Here is a 25,175-nt window from a genome sequence, read left to right on the forward strand (position 1 = left end):
CGTCTGGGAAGAGGCGATGTAAAAAAAGAGGTTACTTCGGTAAGCTCCTGGAGAGGGATTACTTGCCGGTTTTAGCCTGAAGCCTGGCGTATCACTACTGGACTAAGCGCATAAAAAGGGCCGAGCAAGCTCGACCCTTTAGAGGTTGGAAAACAGGTATTATTTCACCTGCATTCCTGGCTGTGCGCCGCTGTCCGGGCTCAGCAGGAAGATCTCTTTCCCTCCTGGGCCGGCAGCCATCACCATGCCTTCAGAAATCCCGAAGCGCATTTTACGCGGTGCCAGGTTGGCGACCATGATGGTCAGACGGCCTTCAAGCGCTTTCGGATCCGGGTAAGCGGAGCGAATGCCAGAGAAGATCTGACGTGATTCGCCGCCCAGATCCAGCTGCAGCTTCAGCAACTTGTCTGAACCTTCAACAAAGTCGGCGCTCTTGATCAGCGCAATGCGCATATCAACCTTGGCGAAATCGTCAAAGGTGATGGTTTCCTGAATAGGATCGTCCGCCAACGGCCCGCTGACCACTTTCGTTGCCGCCATGTCTTCTTTCGAGGCGCTAACCATTTCATTGACCTTATCCAGGTCGATACGGTTGAACAGCGCCTTGAATGCGTTGACCTGATGCCCCAACAGCGGTTGCTGGATGCTGTCCCAGGTAAGCTCGCAGTTGAGGAAGGCTTCGGTACGTTCGGTCAGTGACGGCAGCACCGGTTTCAGATAGGTCATCAGCACGCGGAACAGGTTGATACCCATGGAACAGATGGCCTGCAGATCGGCATCGCGGCCTTCTTGCTTCGCCACCACCCAAGGAGCCTGTTCGTCCACATAGCGGTTAGCCAAATCGGCCAGCGCCATGATTTCGCGGATTGCACGGCCCGACTCACGGCTGGCGTAGGCGTCGGCGATGCTTTGCGCTGCGTCAACGAAGGTCTGGTACAGCGCCGGATCGGCCAGCTTGTCGGCCAGTTGGCCACCGAAACGCTTGCTGATAAAGCCGGCGTTGCGCGAAGCCAGGTTGACCACTTTGTTGACGATGTCGGCGTTCACCCGCTGCACGAAATCTTCCAGATTCAGGTCGATATCGTCAATGCGTGAAGACAGCTTGGCGGCGTAGTAATAACGCAGGCAGTCGGCATCCAGGTGTTGCAAGTAGGTGCCGGCCTTGATGAAAGTGCCGCGAGATTTGGACATCTTGGCGCCGTTCACTGTCACATAGCCGTGCACGAACAGATTGGTCGGTTTGCGGAAGTTACTTCCTTCCAGCATCGCCGGCCAGAACAGGCTGTGGAAATAAACGATGTCTTTACCGATAAAGTGATACAGCTCGGTCGTGGAGTCCTTACGCCAGAACTCGTCAAAATCCAGATCGCCGCGCTTGTCGCACAGGTTTTTGAATGAACCCATGTAACCGATAGGCGCATCTAGCCAGACGTAGAAGTATTTGCCCGGCGCGTCCGGGATTTCAAAGCCGAAATACGGCGCATCGCGGGAGATATCCCACTGTTGCAGGCCGGATTCGAACCACTCCTGCATCTTGTTTGCCACCTGTTCTTGCAGCGCGCCGGAACGGGTCCAGGCCTGCAGCATTTCGCTGAACGACGGCAGATCAAAGAAGAAGTGCTCTGAATCGCGCAATACCGGCGTTGCCCCGGAAACCACGGATTTCGGCTCGATCAACTCGGTCGGGCTGTAGGTCGCGCCGCAGACTTCGCAGTTGTCGCCGTATTGATCCGGTGATTTACATTTCGGGCAGGTGCCTTTGACGAAACGGTCGGGCAGGAACATGCCTTTCTCCGGATCGTACAGCTGGGAAATAGTGCGGTTCTTGATAAAGCCGTTTTCTTTCAGGCGGCCGTAAATCAGGCTCGACAGTTCACGGTTTTCATCGCTATGGGTGGAATGATAGTTATCATAGCTGATGCCAAAACCGGCGAAATCCTGTTGGTGCTCCTGGCTCATCTCCGCAATCATTTCTTCCGGCTTGATACCCAACTGCTGAGCTTTCAGCATGATTGGCGTGCCGTGCGCGTCGTCCGCACAGATGAAATGAACCTCGTTGCCGCGCATTCGTTGGTAACGAACCCAGATATCTGCCTGGATATGCTCGAGCATGTGGCCGAGATGGATGGAACCATTTGCGTACGGTAGCGCGCACGTCACCAATAATTTTTTCGCGACTTGAGCCATAGTGAGAACTTGGTTTCTGTAATGAATAAAAAGGGTCTTCGATGTTACCCGATCGCGCCCGCCACGGCTAGGGCGGTTTCTTTGTGCGGACATGCGCCGACCGGCTCTCACTTCTGATATGCTTAGCGGGAAGCTATCCATTCAAAATCAAGGAGCCGGGATGAACGCAAAATCCCCCGAGCAGACCAACCCCGAAGTTCTGCGTGTCCTGGTGACCGGTGTACTGGCCGCCTTTGAACACCCGACGTTAAAAAACAATCTGACTGCGCTGAAGGCAATTCACCACTGCGCGCTGCTGGATAATGTGCTGCATATTGAATTGACCATGCCCTTTGCCTGGCAAAGTGGTTTTGAGGCGCTCAAAGACAGCGTCAGCGCAGAACTGCTGCGCGTGACCGGCGCCGAGGCGATTGACTGGAAACTGAAGCATGATATCACCACGCTGAAACGCGCCAACGATCAGGCCGGCATCAAGGGCGTGCGTAATATCATCGCCATCAGTTCCGGCAAGGGCGGGGTGGGCAAATCCACCACAGCGGTTAACCTGGCGTTAGCGCTGGCGGCAGAAGGCGCCAAGGTCGGTATTTTGGACGCCGACATCTATGGCCCGTCAATTCCGAACATGCTGGGGACCGAAAACGAGCGACCAACCTCGCCGGACGGTCAGCACATGGCGCCGATCGTGGCCCACGGGTTAGCGACCAACTCGATCGGTTATCTGGTGACCGATGACAACGCCATGGTTTGGCGTGGTCCAATGGCCAGCAAGGCGCTGATGCAACTGCTGCAGGACACGCTGTGGCCGGATCTGGACTATTTGGTGCTGGATATGCCGCCGGGCACTGGCGACATCCAGTTGACGCTGTCGCAAAATATTCCGGTCACTGGCGCTCTGGTTGTTACAACACCGCAGGATATTGCGCTGCTCGATGCCGCCAAGGGCATTGTGATGTTTGAAAAAGTGCATGTGCCGGTCTTGGGTATCGTGGAAAACATGAGCGTGCATATTTGCAGCAACTGCGGACATCACGAGCCGATCTTCGGTACCGGCGGGGCGGAGAAGCTGGTGAAGAAATACCACAGCCGCCTGTTGGGGCAACTGCCGCTGCACATTTCTCTGCGCGAGGATTTGGATCGCGGTGCGCCAACGGTGATAAGCCGACCGGACAGTGAGTTTGCCGAACTGTATCGCCAACTTGCCGGCCGGGTGGCCGCGCAAATGTACTGGCAGGGCGAAGCTATCCCAACAGAAATTTCTTTCCGCGCGTTGTAGTTGTAATCGTCGCAGGCAGAAAGATAAAACCCCGGATATTTCCGGGGTTTTGCTTATGGGGGAATAACTTATTTGTGCAAATCAGCCCTGGTGTACGGGCGTTCGATCTGTGCCAATACGGTGGCAATATGCTCCAACAGCCCCTGAGTCGGTGCCGGTTGCCGTACGCCCATGAGCACCATTGGTAGCGCCAGTGCGACGATAATCTGCGGAACGGAAAGCTGGGGGCGTGGTTTACCACGCTGCAACCACAGGAACAGGGTGCTGGCCAGATAACCCAGAATCAGTCCGCTCACCACTTCCGAAGGTGAGTGCACATGGATAGCAAGCCGAGAGAGCCCGATGGTAAGCGGCAAGACCAGACCCACCACCAGCGCCATGCTGCGCACGGCATGAGAAAATCGGCCGGTCAACGTCCAGAGCAGTACTGGCCAGATGCTGGCCGCCAACGCAGAGTGGCCGCTAAAACCGGTAAAATCATAGCTTTTAATGCCAATGCCCCAGCCCATAAAGGCCAGTTTGGATGCACACACCACGCCACCGGCGCAGCCGAAGACCAGCGCCCACTGCCAGCCGGCAGTCCGGGTGGTGCGAGGGGCGACCAATACGGCAAAAAGAATCAGCGAGCAGGGCAACAGCAACATGCTGTCGCCAAAAAATGTCAGAAAATGCCAGTCCAGCACGTCAATCTCCGGTAAAAGATATCATCCCATTAGCAGGATGATGAGCAAGCGTCGGAGTTTACCCTGTGGCGTTCAATTGCCCTAGACGCAATAATCTTAAAACGCTGCCATGCCTATTCTGGCGAAATAACCGCAGATAGCGCCCAACGGCGCCAATATAGTCTGGCGCAATGCCCGCTAACTCCCTATAATTGTCGCGTTTTAGTCCCCCCCTTCACACTACGAAATCAGGTCTTTAATTTTATGACTGACAAGCCGCATCAGTGCGTCATTATTGGTATCGCCGGCGCATCTGCCTCCGGAAAAAGCCTTATCGCCAGTACATTGTATCGTGAGCTTCGCGATCAGGTTGGCGATGAACATATCGGCGTTATTCCTGAAGACAGTTACTACAAAGACCAGACACACCTGACCATGGAAGAACGGGTCAAGACCAACTATGACCACCCGAGTGCCATGGACCACAATCTGCTGTTCCAGCATCTGCAAATGCTGAAATCAGGCAGGGCGATAGAATTACCTTTGTATAGCTACACCGAACACACGCGCAAAAAAGAGACTGTTCACCTTGAACCGAAAAAGGTGATTATTTTGGAGGGGATCCTGCTATTAACGGACATCCGTTTGCGTCAGGAAATGAACTTCTCGATCTTTGTCGATACGCCACTGGATATTTGCTTGATGCGCCGTATGAAGCGCGACGTGAATGAGCGTGGTCGTTCAATGGATTCGGTGATGGCGCAATACCAGAAAACCGTTCGTCCGATGTTCCTGCAGTTTATCGAACCTTCCAAACAATATGCTGACATTATCGTTCCTCGCGGGGGTAAAAACCGCATTGCGATCGATATTCTGAAAGCCAAAATCAGCCAATTCTTTGAATAATGCCGTTCAATGGCCGGGAAACCTGTGTTTCCGGCCAGCGGGCAACTATTTACGCTGCGGCGTAGACCTTTCGCTCGTTGTGTGGCAATTTTTGTTTTAGTGACACGCTTTGATGGAGATAAACAAATGAGACTGTGCGACCGTGATATAGAAGCCTGGCTGGATTGCGAAAAACTGGTGATTTCACCGCGTCCGCCGATTGAGCGTATTAACGGGGCCACAGTGGATGTCCGTTTAGGCAATCAGTTCCGCGTGTTTCGCGGCCACACCGCCGCGTTTATTGATCTCAGCGGACCCAAGGATGAAGTCAGTGCCGCGCTGGATCGCGTGATGAGTGATGAAATCGTTCTGCCAGAAGGCGAAGCCTTCTTCCTGCATCCTGGCGAACTGGCACTGGCGGTGACGCTGGAGTCGGTAACGCTGCCAAACGATCTGGTTGGGTGGCTGGACGGTCGTTCCTCTCTGGCGCGCCTGGGGTTAATGGTGCACGTTACCGCACACCGTATCGACCCAGGCTGGCAGGGCCGAATTGTTCTGGAGTTCTATAATTCAGGTAAGCTACCGCTGGCATTACGCCCGGGCATGCTGATTGGCGCGCTGAGTTTTGAACCGCTTTCAGGGCCGGCGGCACGTCCTTACAACAGCCGGCAGGATGCAAAATACCGCGATCAACAGGGTGCGGTAGCCAGTCGAATCGACAAGGACTAACAGCGCTGGAAGCACTGTCGGTGTGGCGTTGACAAGAGGATGGCATGAGAAGATTACTGACGACTTTGGTGATTTTGCTGGTGGTGCTGGTGGCGGGGATGTCTGCGCTGGTGCTGTTGGTTAATCCGAATGATTTTCGTGCCTACATGGTCACGAAGGTTGAACAAAAGAGCGGTTATCATCTGACGTTGGATGGCGATCTGCGTTGGCATATCTGGCCACAGCTCAGCATTCTTGCAGGGCGTATGACGCTGACCGCGCCGGGGGCCACAGCCCCAGTGGTCAGCGCAGAAAATATGCGTCTTGATGTCAAACTGCTGCCGTTGCTGTCGCATCAACTGTTTGTAAAACAGGTGATGCTGAAAAATGCCGTCATCCGCCTTACGCCAGACAGTGAAGAGCAGACTCAACCTGACGCACCGATCGCCCCCGCGGGCCATTCCGAAGAGTCGGCAGAGGCGCCGTGGAAATTTGATATCGATAACCTTCGCGTGGTGGACAGCCTGCTAATTTGGCAGCGCCCCAATAACGAACAGATTAACGTTCGTGATATTAACCTCAGCCTGCAGCAAAATGCCAAACGCCAGGCGCAAATGGAACTGTCCAGCCGGGTGAACCGCAATCAACGCGATCTGAGTTTCAGCATCGCAGCGGATATCGATTTACAGCAATACCCTCGGCGTATTGCGGCCAATGTGAGCCAGTTCAGTTACCAACTGGAAGGTGCAGACATTCTGGCCGGTGGCATCAAGGGTGATGGCACCACTCAGGTGGTATATCAACAAACACCACAGCAAGTCGCGCTGAGCCAACTGAATGTTAGCGCTAATGACAGCCGGTTTACCGGTGCAGCCGATATTAAACTCGGTGAAATCCCGACTTATGTGCTGAACCTGGCATCCACTGCGGTGAATATGGATGCGTTTACCGGTTGGCAATCCACCGATTCGCAAGTCCAGCAAGTGCAGGGCGTGACTTCGGCGCCGGTCATTGCCAGCCAAATTGACGATCCGCAACAAAATCTAGAGGTGTTGCGAGACTTTAACGCGCAACTCAAACTGAACGTGGATCAACTGACCTATCGCGGTATGAGCATTGCCCATTTGGTGCTAGAGGCGGAAAACCGCCAGGGCTTGTTAACATCGCATTCGCTCTCCGGGCAATTGGCCGGTGGTGATTTCGCGTTGCCGGGGACGCTCGACGCCCGGGGCAGCCACCCGGTAATCACTGTGCAGCCGGTTGTGAAACAGGTTGAACTTGGCACCGTTTTGAAAGCGTTCGAGATGCCACAGGTGTTGACCGGCAAATTCAGCATGCAGGGGGATTTAACCGGCGATCGCTTTACCTCACAGTCATTTGAACGACGCTGGCAGGGCACGGCTCAGATGACGATGCAGGATGCGCAGTTGCATGGCCTGAATATTCAGCAACTGATTCAGCAAGCGGTGGCGCGTAACGACAACAGCGTGCGCGGGCAAGACGATTACCAGCGTTACACCGAAGTGAAGCAATTGTCGGCGAAAGCCAGCCTAAATCACGGCATGATAAAAATCACCGAGCTGGGCGCAGACTCACCGTTGTTGAACCTCAGTGGTGGCGGCAGCGTAAATATGCCGGGTAAACAGTGCGATATGGCGCTTAATGTGCGGGTAACCGGTGGTTGGCAAGGGCGCAGCGATCTGATCGAACAACTGCAGAAAACGCCGATTCCGTTGCGGGTTTATGGCCCGTGGAATCAGCTCAACTACCAATTGCAGGTCGATCAGGTACTGCGTAAAACGCTGCAGAACCGGGCGAAGGACGCGCTGAACAAATGGGCTGAAAAGAACCAGGATTCACGCGAAGGGCAGGATCTGAAAAAGCTGCTCGATAAACTCTAATCTTAACGATGCGGGTCGGTTCTCGGCCCGCATTTTTGATAAACCCCGTAAAGTGTTTCTCCCCCCAATAATTTCCTCCCGTAACATTGACGAACATCATGATGCATTTGGCTGAGTTTGTGCAGAGTGTGCGCAGTTAAGCGATTTATACGCTTTGGCATGGTCAATAACGATAAAGATAAGTTGAGGGAATATGATAGAGCTTCTGATTGGGGCGGTCGTCGCGGCGGGCGTTGGCCGCTACATCATCAAGGGCTACTCCGCTACCGGGGTGTTGATGGTGGGGGGCTTATTGCTGTTGGCAATCAGCGCCCTGATGGGCAAAAGCCTGTTGCCTGCCAGTGCTGCCACTACCGGGTGGCGTGCGACTGACATCATCGAATACGTCAAAATCTTGCTGATGAGTCGCGGTGGCGATCTTGGCATGATGATTATGATGCTGTGTGGCTTTGCCGCTTATATGACGCACATTGGCGCGAATGATGTGGTGGTGAAGCTGGCTTCTCGTCCGCTGCAGATGATCAACTCTCCCTATCTTTTGATGGTCGCGGCTTATTTTGTCGCTTGTCTGATGTCACTGGCGGTCTCTTCAGCCACGGGCCTGGGCGTATTGCTGATGGCCACGTTATTCCCGTTGATGGTCAATGTCGGCATCAGCAGGGGGGCGGCGGCAGCTATCTGTGCTTCGCCTGCGGCGATTATCCTGGCGCCCACCTCGGGTGACGTGGTGTTGGCAGCCAAGGCGGCGGAAATGCCGCTGGTCGATTTTGCATTTAAAACCACTTTACCGATTTCCATTGCGGCCATTGTCTGCATGGCCATCGCGCATTTCTTCTGGCAACGCTATCTGGACAAAAAGAACAACGAACAGCATCACATTATGGATGTGAGTGAAATCACCACCCACGCACCGGGTTTCTACGCCGTACTGCCTTTCACACCGATACTCGGTGTATTGGTATTTGATGGCAAATGGGGGCCGGAACTGCATATCATCACCGTGTTGGTCGGGTGCATGTTGCTGGCGGCGGTAATCGAATTTCTGCGCAGTTTTAGCGCCAAACAGGTATTCACCGGGTTGGAAGTGGCCTATCGCGGTATGGCGGATGCGTTCGCCAGCGTCGTTATGCTGTTGGTGGCAGCCGGCGTTTTCGCTCAAGGGTTGAGTACCGTCGGGTTTATCAGTGGGCTGATTAGCCTGGCGCAGTCGTTCGGTACCGGTGGCATTATCATGATGTTGGTGTTGGTGGTGATTACCATGCTGGCAGCTATGACGACCGGTTCGGGTAATGCACCATTTTATGCTTTCGTTGAGCTTATCCCTAAATTGGCGGCACAGATGGGGGTTAATCCGGCGTATCTGGTGATCCCGATGCTACAGGCGTCAAATCTGGGACGCACCCTGTCACCGGTTTCCGGCGTGGTAGTTGCGGTGGCCGGCATGGCTAAGATCTCGCCTTTCGAAGTGGTAAAACGCACTTCGGTGCCGGTGATCGTCGGGTTAATCGTGGTTATAGTGGCGACGGAGCTGCTGGTTCCCCAGCATTTATAAAAGGAGCCGGGCTAGGCCCGGCCTGAGTTTAAACTTCGTAGTCCGGTTCTGGTACTGACAACGGCGTGATTTTCACTTTCAAAATACGGTGGCTGCTGACTTCCAGCGGTTCAAACAGGTAGTCACCGATCCGCAATTGTTCACCTTCCTGAGGGATACGTTGGCTGTGCTCCATCAACAAGCCAGCCAGCGTGTGGTACTCACGCTTATCCTCCAGTGGTAATGGCAGATAAAGTACCAAATCCTCCAGTGGCATATAGCCATTGGCAGTCCAACTGCCATCCTCATTTTGCTGGATGTCATGCCGGGCATCGACTTCTTCACCTGCTTCCGGCAGGTTACCGGCGATGGTTTCCATCACGTCGGTCAGCGTGACAATCCCTTCGACCGAGCCGAACTCATCAACCACAAAGGCAAAATGCGTCTGTGCCTGGCGGAATTGCTCCAGCGCACTCAGCAGAGTTAACTGTTCGGGGAAGATCAGCGGTTGCAGCACCAGAGAGCGTAAATCAAGTGGGGTTTGGTTCAACTGCTGTTTCAACACATCAATAGTATGGATGACGCCGAGCGGCTCATCACTGGCGCTGTTTTCCACCACCACGATGCGCGTATGCTGGTTTTTTTCCAGCAACTGGGTCAGTTTTTCTTGTGGATCGTTCAACTCAAGGTATTCCACATCATGGCGGGAGGTCATGATGCTGCTAACCGTACGCTGTGCCATGCCCAGCACGCGTTCTATCATGTGACGTTCCTGCTGATTGAAAATCTCGCCGCTTTCACTGTCGCTGTCGGCCAGTAGATTGGCGGAGTGGCTGTCCACTTCAGCTTCCTCATGCTTGCCGCTCAGCATGCGCAGCACGGCTTCAGCCGTTCGTTCGCGCAGGGGCCGCACCTTGGAAAGAAAACGGCGGCGATTAAACTGTGACAGCTGGTTCAATGCTTCAATCATTACGGAGAAGCCTATTGCAGCGTATAAATAGCCTTTAGGAATGTGGTAGCCAAAACCTTCGGCGACCAGGCTAAAGCCGATCATCAGCAGGAAGCTCAGGCACAGGATGACGATTGTCGGATGGGCATTGACGAAGCGTGTTAATGGCTTGCTGGCCAACAGCATCAAGCCGATAGCGATACAAACCGCAATCATCATGACGGCGAGATGGTCGACCATGCCGACGGCGGTTATCACCGAGTCGAGCGAGAAGACGGCATCCAACACCACAATTTGCGCCACCACAGGCCAGAAGCGGGCGCCTTTGCGCGAACCATGTTGCTCTTCATCTTTACCCTCCAGCCGCTCGTTAAGCTCCATGGTAGCTTTGAACAACAGGAAGATACCCCCGACCAGCATAATAAGGTCGCGTCCGCTAAACGGATGACCGGCGGCAAAAAACAGCGGTTGGGTGAGCGTGGCCAACCACGAGATGGAAGCCAGCAGGGCCAAGCGCATCAGCAGTGCCAGTAACAAACCAACGACGCGGGCTTTATCTCTTTGATGTTTAGGTAATTTTTCCGCCAGAATGGCGATAAAGATAAGGTTGTCTATACCCAGAACGATTTCCAGCACGACCAGAGTGGCCAGGCCGGCCCAAATTGTTGGATCTGCGATCCATTCCATACGCCCAATTTCACCTGTAAGTTCGACGGCTTATGCCGCCTGTGAATGATGGGTGCTGGGCGGGGAAAATTCAACTTTAAAACCGCTGTCTGGCATGACAAGCAAGCAAAATGAAGGAAATGGCCAAAATAGTGCATAAAAAATCACCCCCTTAAGTGGAGAACAACACAATACGATGTGGAAATACGAGGATTTTGGAGTGAAGAATCTGCTGCCGGAGCAGAAGTATGGGAAGTTGTAGATAAAATCAACGGAAATATAAGGTTTTAAAAACATATCGTTAGGGACATTATGGACTGTTAGACTTTGTACAATTTTTCCGTCTTGGTAGTCTTATTCTGAAAAGGGTACTTAACGGGTATCTTAGGCTTGTATCGATAAGGCAATAGTATAAGAATCTTAGCCATATAAACATTTACAAGTATCATCGTTTGGTTATAAGGGTGTATTTATTTTGTCTTTTCTGTGATCTGTCTATCGCTTAACAAAAGAGCAGGATCCTTAACTTACATTAAAATGCGATTAGTCGCCGGACGCCCATACAACGCCGACATAAGAGAACGATGACAGTGCATTGGTAGCTGAAAGCCAGGGGCGGTAGCGTGGCTAAACCACGTTGAGCCAGATTTCATAAGCGTCTCGGGATAGGCTGAGTTCAGCTGCGTTATAGTTATTTGATTGTGGATAAAAAAACATGCAAAAGAGACTGAAGGCTGTGATCCCCGTAGCTGGCCTGGGAACCCGTATGTTGCCGGCGACAAAAGCTATTCCTAAAGAAATGCTGCCGGTGGTCGATAAACCACTGATTCAGTACATTGTTAACGAGTGTGTGGCTGCCGGGATCAAAGACATTGTGCTGGTCACCCACTCCTCAAAAAATGCGATTGAAAACCACTTCGATACCTCTTTTGAGCTCGAGGCCGTTTTGGAATCCCGCGTAAAGCGTCAGTTACTGGAAGAAGTGCAGACCATCTGCCCAGCCGACGTGACGGTTATGCAAGTGCGCCAGGGTCAGGCAAAAGGTTTAGGTCACGCGGTGTTATGTGCCAAACCTATGGTAGGTGATGAGCCATTTGTCGTTTTGCTGCCTGACGTATTGTTGGATGATTCCACCGCAGACCTGCGTAAAGAAAACCTGGCCAAGATGATCGAACGTTTTACGGAGACTGGTTTTAGCCAGATCATGGTGGAACCGGTACCGGAGCAAGACGTCTCGAAATACGGGGTTGTCGATTGCGGTGGTGCAACGTTATCTGCAGGTCAGAGTACCCCGATGACGGCGGTCGTTGAAAAGCCAGCGCTTGAAGATGCGCCTTCTAACTTGGCGGTTGTGGGGCGTTATGTTCTGTCGGCCGATATCTGGCCGCTACTGGAAAAAACCTTACCGGGCGCCGGTGATGAAATTCAGCTGACCGATGCCATTGCGGCATTGATGAAGCAGGAAACCGTAGAGGCTTTCCACATGAGCGGCAAATCACATGACTGTGGTGATAAGTTGGGTTATATGAAGGCATTCGTGCAGTATGGTCTGCGTCACACCTCGGAAGGCGAAGGCTTTACCCAGTGGTTAAAGCAGACGTTGAACGGCAAGTAAGAGTTGCGGCTGAAAAGACGATCATAATATTGAAAGAGGATTACCATGACCAAGTTGAAAGCTGTCATTCCTGTTGCAGGGTTGGGTATGCGTATGCTGCCTGCAACCAAGGCTATTCCCAAGGAAATGTTGCCGATCGTCGATAAGCCATTGATTCAATATATTGTCAATGAGTGTGTTGCGGCAGGAATCAAAGAAATTATTTTGGTGACGCACTCTTCTAAAAATGCGATTGAAAACCATTTCGATACCTCATTCGAACTGGAAGCGATGCTTGAAGCGCGTGTAAAACGTCAGTTGCTGGACGAGGTACAGTCGATTACACCAAAAGGTGTAACACTGATGCATATTCGTCAAGGTCAACCAAAAGGGTTAGGGCATGCGGTACTTTGTGCCAAACCCTTGGTAGGTGATTCGCCTTTTGTGGTTCTATTACCGGATGTGTTGCTCGACGACACAAAAGCCAATCTGAAAAAAGACAACCTTCCGCATATGATTGCCCGCTTTGAACAGACAGGCCTGAGTCAGGTGCTGGTTCAGGCAGCTGATGAGCATGTGCTGCATGATTACTCCGTTGTTGAATGTGAGACTAACAGCTTACAGCCAGGTGAGAGCTCGCGAATGACCTCGATTATCGAGAAGCCAGGTCGCGAGGTTCAACTGAAGTCCAATTATTCCGCAGTAGGACGCTATGTTTTGTCCGCGGATATTTGGCCACTGTTGGAGAAAACAGAGCCAGGCGCTTGGGGAAGAATTCAGCTTACAGATGCCATTGCTGAACTGTTGAAACACCAACCGGTCGAGGCGATGGAGCTGGTAGGTGAGTCTTTCAACTGTGGCGAGAAGATGGGTTATCTGCGGGCATTTGTCACCTATGGCTTACGTCACCCTACACAGGGTAAGGCGTTTCGAGAGTGGGCTGACCAACTCTCATTGTAACGCTAATCACGAAAATTCTATGGCTACCTCAGAGCAATTCTGACGTGGCCTTTTACTATGCTGAATCGAAATGCGCCTAGTTAGGCACACTTTTTTTTTGATTATTATGCGATAATACTTTTGACGTTACTTTATAGTAGCAGGTACGAACTCAATGCTTGCACAATGAGTGCGAATTTTTCATGCCTGCTTGGGCTGATGACAAATCATTTTGCTGAGTGCCGTGAAAGCGCTATGGTGACCCGGGGCTTAGCACCGCAAACATTCTTACTTTGATAGTGATGATAACTCGATGGCAAAAAAACAATGGAAACTGATACCGATTTTGGTATCGATTAGTGTGATCAGTGGTTGTACAATCATCCCCGGCACCCACCTTTCCACTAGTGGTAAAGATATTGTAAAACAAGAAGATAGCGATTTTGATATTGATAAACTGGTAAACGTCTATCCAATGACACCAGGATTGATTAGCAAAATGAGGCCAAAGCCTGCGATAGCGCAACCGAATAGTGCATTGGAACGTGAATTGCAGAATTATGAGTATCGCATTGGTGTAGGTGACGTTTTAATGGTGACCGTTTGGGATCATCCAGAATTAACTACCCCAGCTGGTCAATACCGTAGCGCCAGCGATACTGGTAACTGGGTGAATTCAGATGGAACCATATTCTATCCTTATATCGGCAAGGTAAAAGTTGTTGGTAAAACGGTTGTCCAAGTTAGAAATGAAATCTCATCGCGTTTATCTCACTATATAGAAAGCCCTCAGGTTGATGTGAGTATTGCAGCATTCCGGTCACAGAAAACGTATATCACAGGAGAGGTTTCTAAATCCGGCCAGCAAGCTATTACCAACGTGCCGTTAACTGTGATGGATGCCATCAACGCCGCAGGCGGTTTGGCAGAAAATGCTGATTGGCGTAATGTTGTATTAACTCATAATGGTAAAGAGCAGCGTATTTCTCTACAGGCGTTAATGCAAAAAGGCGATTTGACACAAAACCATCTTCTTTATCCAGGCGATATTCTTTACGTACCACGTAATGATGATTTGAAAGTGTTTGTCATGGGTGAAGTTAAAACTCCTGCGACACTAAAAATGGATAGAAGCGGGATGACTTTGACTGAAGCTTTGGGAAATTCGGAAGGCATCAGCCAATCCTCCGCAGATGCGACTGGTGTTTTTGTTATACGCCCATTACATGGTACTGAAGGTAACAAGCTTGCCAATATTTACCAATTAAACATGGCAGATGCGACTGCGATGGTTATGGGGGCTGAGTTCCATTTGCAGCCATATGATATTGTGTATGTGACGGCAGCTCCCGTTGCCCGCTGGAATCGTTTGATCAGTCAGTTAGCTCCGACTATTTCTAGCTATAATGATCTCAGTGAAGGTACGTTACGAATTCGTAATTGGCCGTAGGAATAAACAATGTTTGATTCAATACTGGTTGTTTGCGTTGGGAATATTTGCCGTTCTCCGATAGCAGAAAGACTACTACGCAAAGCGTTGCCAAATAAGAAAATTGACTCGGCAGGAATTGGAGCATTAGTTGATCATTCAGCAGATCAGTCTGCGATCGTTGTTGCTGAAAAATATAACTTATCTCTTGAAGGCCATCATGCCACTCAGTTTACAGCTCAATTAGGGCGTCAATATGACTTGATTCTAGTAATGGAAAGAAAGCATATTGAGAAAATTACTAGCATCGCTCCTGAAGTGAGAGGAAAGACAATGCTGTTGGGGCAATGGTTGGATAAAAAGGAGATTCCCGATCCATACCGGCAAAGCAAGGAAGCTTTTGAGTTTGTCTATCAACTAATTGATCAATCCTGTCAACGCTGGGTAGAAAAAATCAACAAATAATTAGTCAGGAAATAAGCGCATGCAATCTGTCAGTTCTAATAAACCAAATAACACCGAATCAGATGAACTTGATCTGGGACGTCTCATCGGTGAGCTAATTGATCATCGATATTTGATTTTGGGTGTGACATCAATTTTTACAGTGCTAGCAATTATTTACTCTCTATTTGCGACGCCAATTTATCAGTCTGATGCTCTTATCCAAGTAGAGCAAAAACAGGGTAATGCTATCCTTGATAGTCTGAGTCAAGTGTTGCCTGATAGCCAACCGCAATCAGCGCCAGAAATAGCACTCTTACAATCCCGCATGATTTTAGGTAAAACAGTAAATGATCTGAATTTGCAGGCTGTAGTGAGTCAAAAGTACTTCCCGATCTTTGGGCAAGGTTGGGCTCGCTTGATGGGTGAAAAGCCAGGCGAGCTTTCGGTTAGCCGTCTCTATCTACCGCCGAATGAGAGTAAGAGTGAGGCACAAATAGTTCTGACAGTCGTTGATAATACACATTATCGGATAGCTGGCGAAAATATTGAGGCTACTGGAGAAACTGGAAAGGTTCTTGATAAAAATGGAATTACACTGTTAGTCGAAAAAATCAATGCATTGCCGGGAACTGAATTTGTCATCAAATATCATACCAATTTAGAAGCAATTTCAGACTTGCAAGATATTTTCTCTGTCACAGATCAGGGGAAAAATACAGGCATGTTGAATTTGACAATTAGTGGTGATAATCCTGTATTAATTTCTAAGATATTAAACAGCATCACTCAAAACTACTTAGAGCAGAACATTGCTCGCCAAGCCGCGCAAAATGCGAAAAGTCTTGATTTCTTGCAAGAGCAATTACCAAAGGTAAGGAGTGCATTAGATTCAGCTGAAGATAAGTTAAATGAATATCGCCGTCAAAAAGATTCTGTCGATTTGACAATGGAAGCTAAGTCAGTCTTAGATCAAATTGTAAATGCTGATAATCAACTTAATCAATTAACTTTCCGCGAGGCAGAGATATCTCAGCTATATACAAAAGAACACCCCACATATAAAGCTTTAATGGAAAAACGTGAAACACTACAAAGTGAGAAAGAACGTTTAAATAAACGTGTGTCAGTAATGCCTGCAACACAACAGGAAGTACTCCGCCTTAGCCGGGATGTTGAATCTGGACGAGCTGTATATATGCAGCTGCTTAATCGTCAACAGGAATTGAACATAGCAAAGTCGAGTGCAATTGGTAATGTCAGGATCATTGACTCAGCAGTAACCGAGCCACATGCTGTTAAACCTAAGAAAACGATTGTCGTCTTATTGGGGATCATCTTAGGTGGTATTGTTTCTATTGGCGCAGTTTTGTTCAGAGTGTTGCTTCGCCGAGGTGTTGAAACAGCAGAGCAGCTTGAGGAGTTAGGCATTAATGTCTATGCAAGCATTCCTGTTTCACTATGGTTACAGCAGAAAAATATAGGAAATAGTAAGAAATCAATTAATAAAAATAAGACTATTAAACCTAATTTTTTAGCTGTGGAAAATCCAGCTGACTTAGCTATCGAGGCAATAAGGGGATTACGTACAAGCTTGCACTTTGCAATGATGGAGGCTAATAATAATGTTCTCATGATTTCCGGTGCTAGTCCTGATGCAGGTAAAACGTTTGTTAGTAGTAACTTGGCCGCTATTATTGCTCAGACTGGGAAAAAAGTACTGTTTATTGATGCCGACATGCGTAAAGGTTATGCGCACAAGCTCTTTGGGTTTGGAAACGTTGATGGTTTGTCAGATATCCTTTCGGGAAAAATTAAAGTTGAAAACACTCTAAATCATATACCTTCAGTCGATTTTGACTTTATTTCCAGAGGGCAAGTCCCACCCAATCCGGCAGAGCTTTTAATGCACCCACGATTTAATGAAATTATTGAATGGGCATCAAAAAATTATGATCTAGTTATTGTTGATACACCTCCTGTATTAGCGGTTACTGATGCAGCTATTATTGGTCGCTATGCAGGAACAACACTTCTTGTTGTCCGCTTTGAAGAAAATACAGTAAAAGAAATCGAGGTTAGTCTAAAACGATTTGAACAAAGTGGTGTTCATGTTAAGGGCTGTATCCTGAATGGTATGGTAAAAAAAGCGAGTAGTTATTATGGTTATGGATATAGTAACTATGATTATAATTATTCGGAAAATAAAAAATAGCAATTAGATATAGCAGCCATCTAAAATGATGGCTGCTATATTACTATATAGCTAAGTTTTCATAGGTTTTATAGAATTTTCTTGTATTTATAAATTACTTTATAAACCGTATTTGTATTTAATGGTGTGTAATGAAACAGAACACTAAAAAAATAATGGTGACTTTCACCACGGTTTGTTTCTTCATTTTTTGCTTTACAAGTATATTTAGTCTTGTCGCAGCTAGACTTGATAATCCTGCGCTTAAACTATGGAAAGAAGTGTTGGTTATAATATACTATTTGTTGTCAGTTTTCTTTATCCTTCTTAGAGGGAAGATTAAAGTAGTTAATTTAATCTTAGGGATTATCATACCAGCCTTTATCCTAACCACCTATGTCATAAGTTCTCTTGGTGATGAATTAGCACTTGTTTTGTATCAATTTAAAAGCGACTTCATACCATTTTTCTTTGTTTTGGGGTTAGTGAATGTATTCCTATCATTTGATGATGGCCTTGAACTTTATAGAAAACTTTGTAAAACATTAATAATTGTCGGTATAATAAATATCGGTGTAATAATAGTTCAAAAGGTTTTCACCGAATGGTTTATGGTTTTTCTTCAAGTAGATGAATTCAATAACTCATCCAGGGGAAGTGGCTTACGGCTTGATAATGTTAGTGACAACCTGAGGGCAATGGGAACATTAACTAGTTTTATCGGTTCGGGAACTCTGATGGTGTTATGCTTTTTTGTGACACTCGAATCCGGGGTTGTTAGTAAAAAAATCAAAATAATACTCGCAACTGCATTCCTTGCTGGAGCAATAGCGACATTATATAAAACTGCTATAATAGGAATTGCGGCTTATACAATTATTAAATTATTTCTTATTTTTCTTAGAGTAGATAGAAAACTTGAGCGAGTGATCTGGGGAGGAGCATCAGTAACTGTTTTCTTTGTGTCAATGTTTGTATTTAATAGTTATTTTGTGTATGACCAAGTGAAAAATACCAGCCTGCATGATTCCGCATACAGTTCTATATTCATTCGAGTTCAGCAACACAACGATATATTCAATGACGTGGAAAAAAACTCATTATTAACCGGAGTAGGTATTGGTACTAATGGCACGGAAGGACCAAGCGGATTAAAGCAAGCAAGCAAAGCATTGGATAGCACGTATGTGAACGTGTTAAGTAACTATGGTTTGCTTGGGGTTATTGTATATTTAGTTGTGTATTTAACAATCATGCTTAACATTATAGCTAAGCCTGGTATTGGAACGAATTTAGCTTTGGTTTTACTGTTTTATCATTTAGGGATTGAGTTTTTCACAAACAATATATTGATGAATTTCCCATTGAATCTGTTTTTCTACATTTTTATTTATTTGTCATTATACTATAAAAATAGCCAAAGCCGAGAAAGCATTTCTCCTTCGCTCTCTGAAAAATGAATCCCTTCGTAATTCAGTTATAAATAATCATAAAGTCGAAGCGGGTTACATTGTTGCAATCTTTTTATTTTTAACAGACCTGAGTCTAGGGTATAAAGATTCCAGTACGGATTTGGCTTTAATGTAATATCATAATATGTTTTAAACAGTGTCACTGCAGGGGTATTATTAAAACATTATTATTAATCTCGGTTAAAATTAAGGTAAGAGATGATTGCATGGATTGTAGGGCCCAAAAGTAGATTCAATACCGGTGTGGCAAAGTATAGTTTTGAGCTTATTGATGGCTTGACTGATATTAGCGAAATAAACGTAAATACGATTTATTATGAGGACAACGGTAAGCCAAATTCTTTAAAAAGATATATTTGGCAATTCATTTCATTGCCTTTTAACACCTTGGTTAAATATAATAAATATGACCTCGTAGTATACCAAGAAGCATTCTCTTTTTTGACTTTTTTTAGATTTCTTTCCCGAAAAAAAACAATGGTAATAATACACCATGTGCCAGAAAGTAACGATAGAAGTCTCAAGGGAATGTATTTGAAATTTATATTTTCGGCTTTGAGGCTCAGCAAGAGTGTTTGTTATATCACTCCGTCTGACTTTACAAAAGAAAGTCTTTCTGAGAAATATGGAATTCATAAAGAGAATATTTTCGAAATACCAAATATTATTAAAGAAAACACTCCAAAAGATAAACTAATGGAAATGGTATTGCCGCTAAATGAGGAGCAAGCCTTTATCTCGAAGATTAAAGAATACAAAAGTAAAGGTTACGTTGTTGTTTCCAATGTAGGAAGTTTCGAATCGAGGAAAAACGTAAGTATACTCCCAGAGTTAGTGGCTAAAGCAATGACAGAAACTGGACCAATATTATTAGTGAAGGTCGGGGTTGCCATAGACAATATAAGAGAAGATGAGTTTATACAGGAGTGTAAAAAAAATAACATCACCTATATGTTGTTTGGTTCTTCATCAAATGAAATGATAAATTATATATATGGACTCACTGATGTTTATTTGGCCCCATCAACTTATGAAGGATTCGGGCGGACTGTTGTCGAAGCTCAGGCTAACTCAAGTATCGTCATTGCATCGGATATTGACGCTCATCGAGAAATAACTAATGGCAGCGCTGTCCTGGTCAAGGATATTAATAATGTTGAAGCTTGGAAAGCTGAGCTTGTAAAAATATTAAAGTTAAACAAAAACGACCGCGATGAATTAAAATTATCTGGGGTTATCAATTCACAGCGTTTTTCAACTGAAAACGTAATAAATAAACTGGTCAGAATTTTATGAAAAAAGTACTTTACATAGTATCTAGGCTACCGACTTCGTATGCAGGTAGGGAGTACATGATAAATCAAAACATAAGATTCTTGCTAGAAGGCGAGGTTAAGGTAGACATTGCGCATTTTGATGAGAATAAAAAAAAATGTGATAAAAAAAACCACATCCAAATGCCAAAACCTCATCCTTTAGAAATCCTATTTAACGGTATTTTTAGGTGGAAATTTTCCTTCCAAGAACGTCTATTTTACTCGGCAAGAGCCAAGAAAATGGTAGCTAAGTTAATAAGAGAAAATAACTATGATCTGGTTTTAGTTGACATGGTTAGGATGGCATATTTAGTAGAAGAGGAAAAAGTAAAAAAAATATTGGAATATGATGATTTGCTAAGTTTAAGATACAAACGAATGGTGAGTAGTTTTTCTGACAATATAGATTTACTCGGCACATATTCCGAAAAATATCCCTCTTTTTTTGCAACAATTGTTAAGCCATTCAGAAAAATGATCCTTTCCATGGAGAGTTCTCTTATTGGTAATAGAGAAGTGGTTCTTTCAAGAAAATTTAATAATTTGTCTTTCACATCGCCTTTGGAGGCATCATTATTCAAAGAGTCGACTGGACTGGAAAACATTTTCTTTAATCCACCATGTGTTCCCGAAAATGTCTTCACTGAAAAATTATTGGATGAAGATAATTACTATGTATTTGTTGGTAATTTAAAAGCAAATCATAATTTGGCATGTCTACGAGAAATTTCAAATATATTCGCTACAGAAAATTTAAAAAATGAAAATATAAAGATATACGTTTATGGTGATTATGATCAGCGAGCTATTGACCTCTGTGCAAGTAGTAACCAAATTATTCTGAAAGGGATGGTTGAAGATATTAGCTCAGCGCTGTCTACCGCGGCATGCTTGATCGCGCCAATTCCTTTTGGTTCAGGAATAAAAGTTAAAGTTGTTGAGGCTATGAGTTATGGTGTTGCCGTCATTACAAATAGTATTGGTGTCGAAGGTATTGGTGTTACTGCCGGAGTAGAATACATCGAATGTAATGATTCGAATGAATTCGCAAATAAAATTATTGAATTGAGATACTCTCCAGAAGAACTACAACAAATCGGAGCTAGGGGACGATCATACGTAATGAATAATTTTTCAGAAGGTAAGGTTAGAATTAACTTTCTGAAAAATATTGAAATCTTGTAGATAGCGTGAGTTTATTTATACAGGACAAGTGAAATTTAATTTAACTACATTTGGTTATATATGCAAAAAATACTCATTGTAAACGAAGTTTGTTCTGACAATATTGGCGATCATGCTATTAATGAAGGAATAAGAAAAGTAGTTAGTGATGCTGGTTATATAGCTGAAAGTATCGGGTTTGATGCGGGTAAAAAAAATGTCAAATCCCAGCCTGTGAAAAAAAACACTAAAGTAAGTTTTATCAGGAGAGTCAGGCATTATATTTTTTGGAAAAACCAATTTGTTAAGTACACGAGATGGTACATTAATAATATAAAAAGAATTAGAAATGTTTTTGTTGATAACTATGGGGCAATGATTGTTGGAGGTGGGCAACTAATTCAGTCGGGTGGTACCTTCCCAATTGCAATGTATATTTGGTCTAGAGAGGCCAAGAAAAATAAAATTCCTTTCTATATTGTAGGAGTTGGTTGCGCAGAAAAATTTACTAAGATAGATAAATGGTTATATAAAAAAGCATTCTCTTACTCATCAGGATTTTTTGTTCGTGAGAAAAAATCTATTGAGAAAATTGAAAGTTTCTTTTCGGTTAAGCCTGGTTATATACCTGATCTAGCATATGCCTTGTACGATGAGCACTCAACCATTGAAATTAAAAAGAAGAATATCTCAATCGTTGGAGCTACAGCATATTATGTTCACAAAAAAAATATTGATGAAATAAATGCAGTTGATGAGGGTGATTTTGAAAGCTATGTATCATACTGGATAAATATAATCGAAAAAGAAATTCAAACTGGTAATTTTGTTCAGCTTGTATCTACAACTGTAGAGGATGCCGATTTGAATAAATTCATCTACGATAAGATAATATGTGATGAAAATAAAAACTATATTAATTTGATTGAGAATGTCCCAAGCCTAAACGAATATTTAAACCACCTTAAAGATGCAAAAGTAGTTTATTCAGGGCGGATGCACACATTAATATTAGGGCACATTAATAATTGTCAGCTATCACCGGCCATACTCTCTAAGAAAATAGAATATTACATGCATGAGTACTCATCACTTTCAGCAATGGATTTGAAGCGAAAGGTATACGAAACGGTTCAGGTTAACCTGTTACAATAGTTGGAGATAATGTTTTGATTATAATGGATCTGATGGCAACGCAGGCTACCAAGGACGCAAAGTTTCACGGGGGCGGTGAATATGCTAAGGAGATTTTTTTTAGAGCTATAAGCAATGGGTTTGTAAATTTCCAATGTGTTTACAATAGCAATTACGAACTCGAAGGTAATATTCTCAAAGCTTGCAATGAAAACAACATATATTTACATGCTGTGGAAAGTGTTGAGCAACTCTGTAATTATATAAAAGATCTCAAGCCGAAAATATTTTACTCGGCAATGCCCTATGAATTGTATAATCTTCCAACTGAAGATACTCATTTTATTATGACTGTCCATGGGTTAAGGGAGATCGAGTGCCCATATGACGATGTGCAATGGAAGTATACTTTTGGTTTAATTCCAAAGATCAAACTATTAATAAAACGGACTATTTTTAAGAACCATACACAAAAAAAATACCTATCGTTATTTGAAAGGCTGCTAACCAAAAAAAATATATCTATAGTTACGGTTTCGGAACATACAAAATATTCGATTCTTTCGAACTTTAGCCATTTGAAACCTGAATTTGTGCATGTATATCCTGCTCCTTGTCCGTTCGGGGATGAAGAACCTGAGTTATCATCGGAACTTAAAACATTATCTCTAAAAAATAACGGTTTCTTTTTGTTAGTGAGCGCCAATAGATGGATGAAGAATAACCATCGAGCATTGATGGCCTTGTCTAATTTTTATAAAAAAAATCGCGAGTGCGGTATAAAAACAGTAGTAACAGGCCTCAAGAAACCACCTTCGTTTTTAGAGGGAAATTCAAATTTTATTTTTATGGATTACATAGATACATCATCGCTTAATTGGCTCTATAAGAATGCATACAGTTTCATATATCCATCTCTTAACGAAGGGTATGGATATCCGCCACTGCAAGCAATGCGTTATGGTACCCCGGTTCTAGCTTCTTCTGTATCAAGTATTCCAGAAGTTTGCAAAGATAATGTACTTTATTTTGATCCGAAAAACGTAATGGAAATAGAAAACAGAATCTTTAGAATTCATTTAGATAGCGAGTGTCACAATTCTTTAAGCTTGAAAGGGATTAAACATTCTTTATATGTAAAAGATCATCAGGAAATTGAGATGAAATCCTTAATTGAAATGATCTTTAATTATTAAATGTAAGTCTATTTGCATTGTGATTATTTGAATGTGATTTAAATGTTGAGAGGATATTTTATGTTAATGCCATCAAGAGAAAGATGAGATGAATGATAACATAAAAAAAAATACGATATCAGGACTGCTCTGGAGTGCGGTAGAGCGGTTTTCTGTCCAGGGATTTCAGTTTATAGTCAGTATTGTTCTTGCCCGTATTATCTCTCCAGCGGAGTTTGGTTTAGTCGGTATAATCTTGGTATTCATTCTTATATCTGACATTATAATAAATAGTGGTTTTTCCCAAGCTTTGATTCAAAAGAAAAATAGGAATAACACAGACTTATCTACTGTGTTTTATTTTAATATCGTAATTGGAATTGTTTTATATATTTTACTTTTTGCATTGTCACCAAGTATTTCAAGTTATTATCATAAACCTGAGTTGGAAGGCATTCTTAAAATGCTGTCGATTGTGGTTATGATTAAACCACTATACTTAGTGCAAATGACTATATTATCTATAAAACTGAATTTTAAGCTTAGAACTAAAATAAATCTAATTAGTGCATTAATTAGTGGGGTTGTAGCTATTGTCTTAGCAAACAAAGGTTTTGGAGTATATTCCCTTGTTTGGCAACAGATAATTAATAACTCACTGATTGTGTTGCTCTCATTTGTTTTTATCAGATGGTTCCCTGCATTAGTTTTTTCACTTGACTCACTTGTTAGTCTGTTTGGATTTGGTTCCAAGTTGCTTATCGCAGGTTTGGTTAGAAGCATAGTAGATAATGGATATGCGATATTGATTGGTAGATATCTCTCAATTAAAGATGTGGGTCTTTATACACAAGGGAGAAATATTCCTGATCTTATATCAATGAATCTATTTACCATACTGCAAAATGTTTTCTTTCCGGTAATGTCCAGTTTGCAAAATGATCGAGAATCATTGATTAAATTTTATCACCGCGGAATTGAAGGTGTCGCTTTCATTATAATTCCTGTGATGGTAGGTTTAATGTTAATATCAGAGCCATTCGTCAGGTATTTTCTTTCAGCTCAGTGGGAGGGAGCTATTATCGTGATGCAATGGATAGCGTTATCACGACTTATAATTCCTATCAGTGCATTAAATTGTAGTTTGATTAATGCTGTCGGTCGTTCTGATGCTTACTTGAGAATCGATCTTGCTAAATTGCCTATTACTATCGCTGCATTATTATTGACCGTACCATACGGTTTAAAAGTTGTAGTTATGGGGAGTGCGCTTGTATCGTTTATTTGCTTTTTTATCAATGCATACTATCCTGGGAAATGGTTTGGATATGGGGCGTTTAAGCAAATAAAAACCATGGCACCTATTATTTTATGTGCTTTAGTTATGGCCCTATCGATATACTTTATTCATTTAGAAAATGGTTTGTATGAGATTTTAATTAAAGTTTTTTTGGGGGCTGTTGTATATTATTTTTGCGCATTAATCATGAAAATAAAAACCTGCCAAGAAATAAATTCTGTTTTTTTGAAAAGAATTTTCAAAAAATGATTT

The 25,175-nt window shown here is 44.7% G+C and carries 19 protein-coding genes; 16 read left to right on the forward strand and 3 right to left on the reverse strand.

From position 1 onward, the window contains the following. Positions 1-159: 159 nt before the first annotated feature. Positions 160-2,187 (reverse strand): methionine--tRNA ligase, encoded by a 2,028-nt coding sequence (metG, locus tag AAZT04_RS03770; RefSeq protein WP_020826000.1) that lies wholly within the window; start codon positions 2,185-2,187, stop codon positions 160-162. Positions 2,188-2,347: 160 nt separating this feature from the next. Here metG and apbC point away from each other — a divergent pair, with 160 nt between their 5' ends. Further along, a complete protein-coding gene (apbC, locus tag AAZT04_RS03775) occupies positions 2,348-3,460 on the forward strand; it encodes an iron-sulfur cluster carrier protein ApbC (protein ID WP_048761692.1) in 1,113 nt (370 codons plus the stop codon). Positions 3,461-3,528: 68 nt separating this feature from the next. Here apbC and AAZT04_RS03780 read toward each other — a convergent pair whose 3' ends face one another. Beyond that, a complete protein-coding gene (locus AAZT04_RS03780) occupies positions 3,529-4,143 on the reverse strand; it encodes a phosphatase PAP2 family protein (RefSeq protein WP_020826002.1) in 615 nt (204 codons plus the stop codon). Positions 4,144-4,386: 243 nt separating this feature from the next. Between AAZT04_RS03780 and udk the strand changes: the two genes are divergently transcribed. The 4 genes from udk (at position 4,387) to dcuC (ending at position 9,168) form a co-directional block, all read left to right on the forward strand. Then, positions 4,387-5,028 (forward strand): uridine kinase, encoded by a 642-nt coding sequence (gene udk / locus AAZT04_RS03785; protein ID WP_020826003.1) that lies wholly within the window; start codon positions 4,387-4,389, stop codon positions 5,026-5,028. Positions 5,029-5,154: 126 nt separating this feature from the next. Then, a complete protein-coding gene (dcd, locus tag AAZT04_RS03790) occupies positions 5,155-5,736 on the forward strand; it encodes a dCTP deaminase (protein ID WP_012006010.1) in 582 nt (193 codons plus the stop codon). A gap of 44 nt (positions 5,737-5,780) precedes the next feature. After that, a complete protein-coding gene (gene asmA, locus AAZT04_RS03795) occupies positions 5,781-7,616 on the forward strand; it encodes an outer membrane assembly protein AsmA (protein ID WP_129983569.1) in 1,836 nt (611 codons plus the stop codon). 193 nt (positions 7,617-7,809) lie between these two features. Continuing rightward, positions 7,810-9,168, forward strand: coding sequence for an anaerobic C4-dicarboxylate transporter DcuC (gene dcuC, locus AAZT04_RS03800; RefSeq protein ID WP_020826005.1), 1,359 nt, complete (start codon positions 7,810-7,812; stop codon positions 9,166-9,168). A 28-nt stretch (positions 9,169-9,196) separates the two neighbouring features. Here dcuC and AAZT04_RS03805 read toward each other — a convergent pair whose 3' ends face one another. After that, positions 9,197-10,783: a TerC family protein gene (locus AAZT04_RS03805; RefSeq protein ID WP_129940179.1), complete on the reverse strand. Its 1,587-nt coding sequence runs from the start codon at positions 10,781-10,783 to the stop codon at positions 9,197-9,199. Positions 10,784-11,477: 694 nt separating this feature from the next. On the opposite strand from AAZT04_RS03805, the gene galU reads away from it, so the two are divergent. The 11 genes from galU to AAZT04_RS03860 all read left to right on the forward strand — a co-directional run bounded on the left by galU (position 11,478) and on the right by AAZT04_RS03860 (position 25,172). Then, positions 11,478-12,377, forward strand: a complete 900-nt coding sequence (gene galU, locus AAZT04_RS03810; RefSeq protein WP_129983571.1) for a UTP--glucose-1-phosphate uridylyltransferase GalU — start codon at positions 11,478-11,480, stop codon at positions 12,375-12,377. A gap of 45 nt (positions 12,378-12,422) precedes the next feature. Then, entirely contained in the window at positions 12,423-13,316 is an 894-nt protein-coding gene (locus AAZT04_RS03815; RefSeq protein WP_129983572.1) for a UTP--glucose-1-phosphate uridylyltransferase, read from the forward strand. Between the two features lie 292 nt (positions 13,317-13,608). Beyond that, positions 13,609-14,745 (forward strand): polysaccharide export protein, encoded by a 1,137-nt coding sequence (locus AAZT04_RS03820; RefSeq protein WP_048761701.1) that lies wholly within the window; start codon positions 13,609-13,611, stop codon positions 14,743-14,745. Between the two features lie 9 nt (positions 14,746-14,754). Further along, positions 14,755-15,189, forward strand: a complete 435-nt coding sequence (locus tag AAZT04_RS03825; protein ID WP_012006017.1) for a protein-tyrosine-phosphatase — start codon at positions 14,755-14,757, stop codon at positions 15,187-15,189. Between the two features lie 19 nt (positions 15,190-15,208). After that, positions 15,209-17,383 (forward strand): polysaccharide biosynthesis tyrosine autokinase, encoded by a 2,175-nt coding sequence (locus tag AAZT04_RS03830; RefSeq protein ID WP_012006018.1) that lies wholly within the window; start codon positions 15,209-15,211, stop codon positions 17,381-17,383. 131 nt (positions 17,384-17,514) lie between these two features. Continuing rightward, on the forward strand, positions 17,515-18,822 hold the full coding sequence (locus AAZT04_RS03835) for an O-antigen ligase family protein (protein WP_129983573.1): 1,308 nt from the start codon (positions 17,515-17,517) through the stop codon (positions 18,820-18,822). Between the two features lie 210 nt (positions 18,823-19,032). Then, on the forward strand, positions 19,033-20,130 hold the full coding sequence (locus AAZT04_RS03840; protein ID WP_048761711.1) for a glycosyltransferase family 4 protein: 1,098 nt from the start codon (positions 19,033-19,035) through the stop codon (positions 20,128-20,130). Positions 20,131-20,186: 56 nt separating this feature from the next. Continuing rightward, positions 20,187-21,335 carry a glycosyltransferase family 4 protein gene (locus AAZT04_RS03845; RefSeq protein ID WP_048761715.1) on the forward strand — a complete coding sequence of 383 codons (1,149 nt, stop codon included), beginning with the start codon at positions 20,187-20,189 and terminating at the stop codon, positions 21,333-21,335. A gap of 60 nt (positions 21,336-21,395) precedes the next feature. Further along, positions 21,396-22,469 (forward strand): polysaccharide pyruvyl transferase family protein, encoded by a 1,074-nt coding sequence (locus AAZT04_RS03850; RefSeq protein ID WP_048761718.1) that lies wholly within the window; start codon positions 21,396-21,398, stop codon positions 22,467-22,469. A gap of 32 nt (positions 22,470-22,501) precedes the next feature. After that, on the forward strand, positions 22,502-23,644 hold the full coding sequence (locus AAZT04_RS03855) for a glycosyltransferase (protein ID WP_237142406.1): 1,143 nt from the start codon (positions 22,502-22,504) through the stop codon (positions 23,642-23,644). A gap of 88 nt (positions 23,645-23,732) precedes the next feature. Beyond that, entirely contained in the window at positions 23,733-25,172 is a 1,440-nt protein-coding gene (locus tag AAZT04_RS03860; RefSeq protein WP_048761721.1) for a lipopolysaccharide biosynthesis protein, read from the forward strand. Positions 25,173-25,175: the final 3 nt, after the last annotated feature.

The organism is Serratia sp. Je.1.23.a (genome assembly GCF_051129805.1).
Classification (GTDB): Bacteria; Pseudomonadota; Gammaproteobacteria; order Enterobacterales; family Enterobacteriaceae; genus Serratia; species Serratia liquefaciens.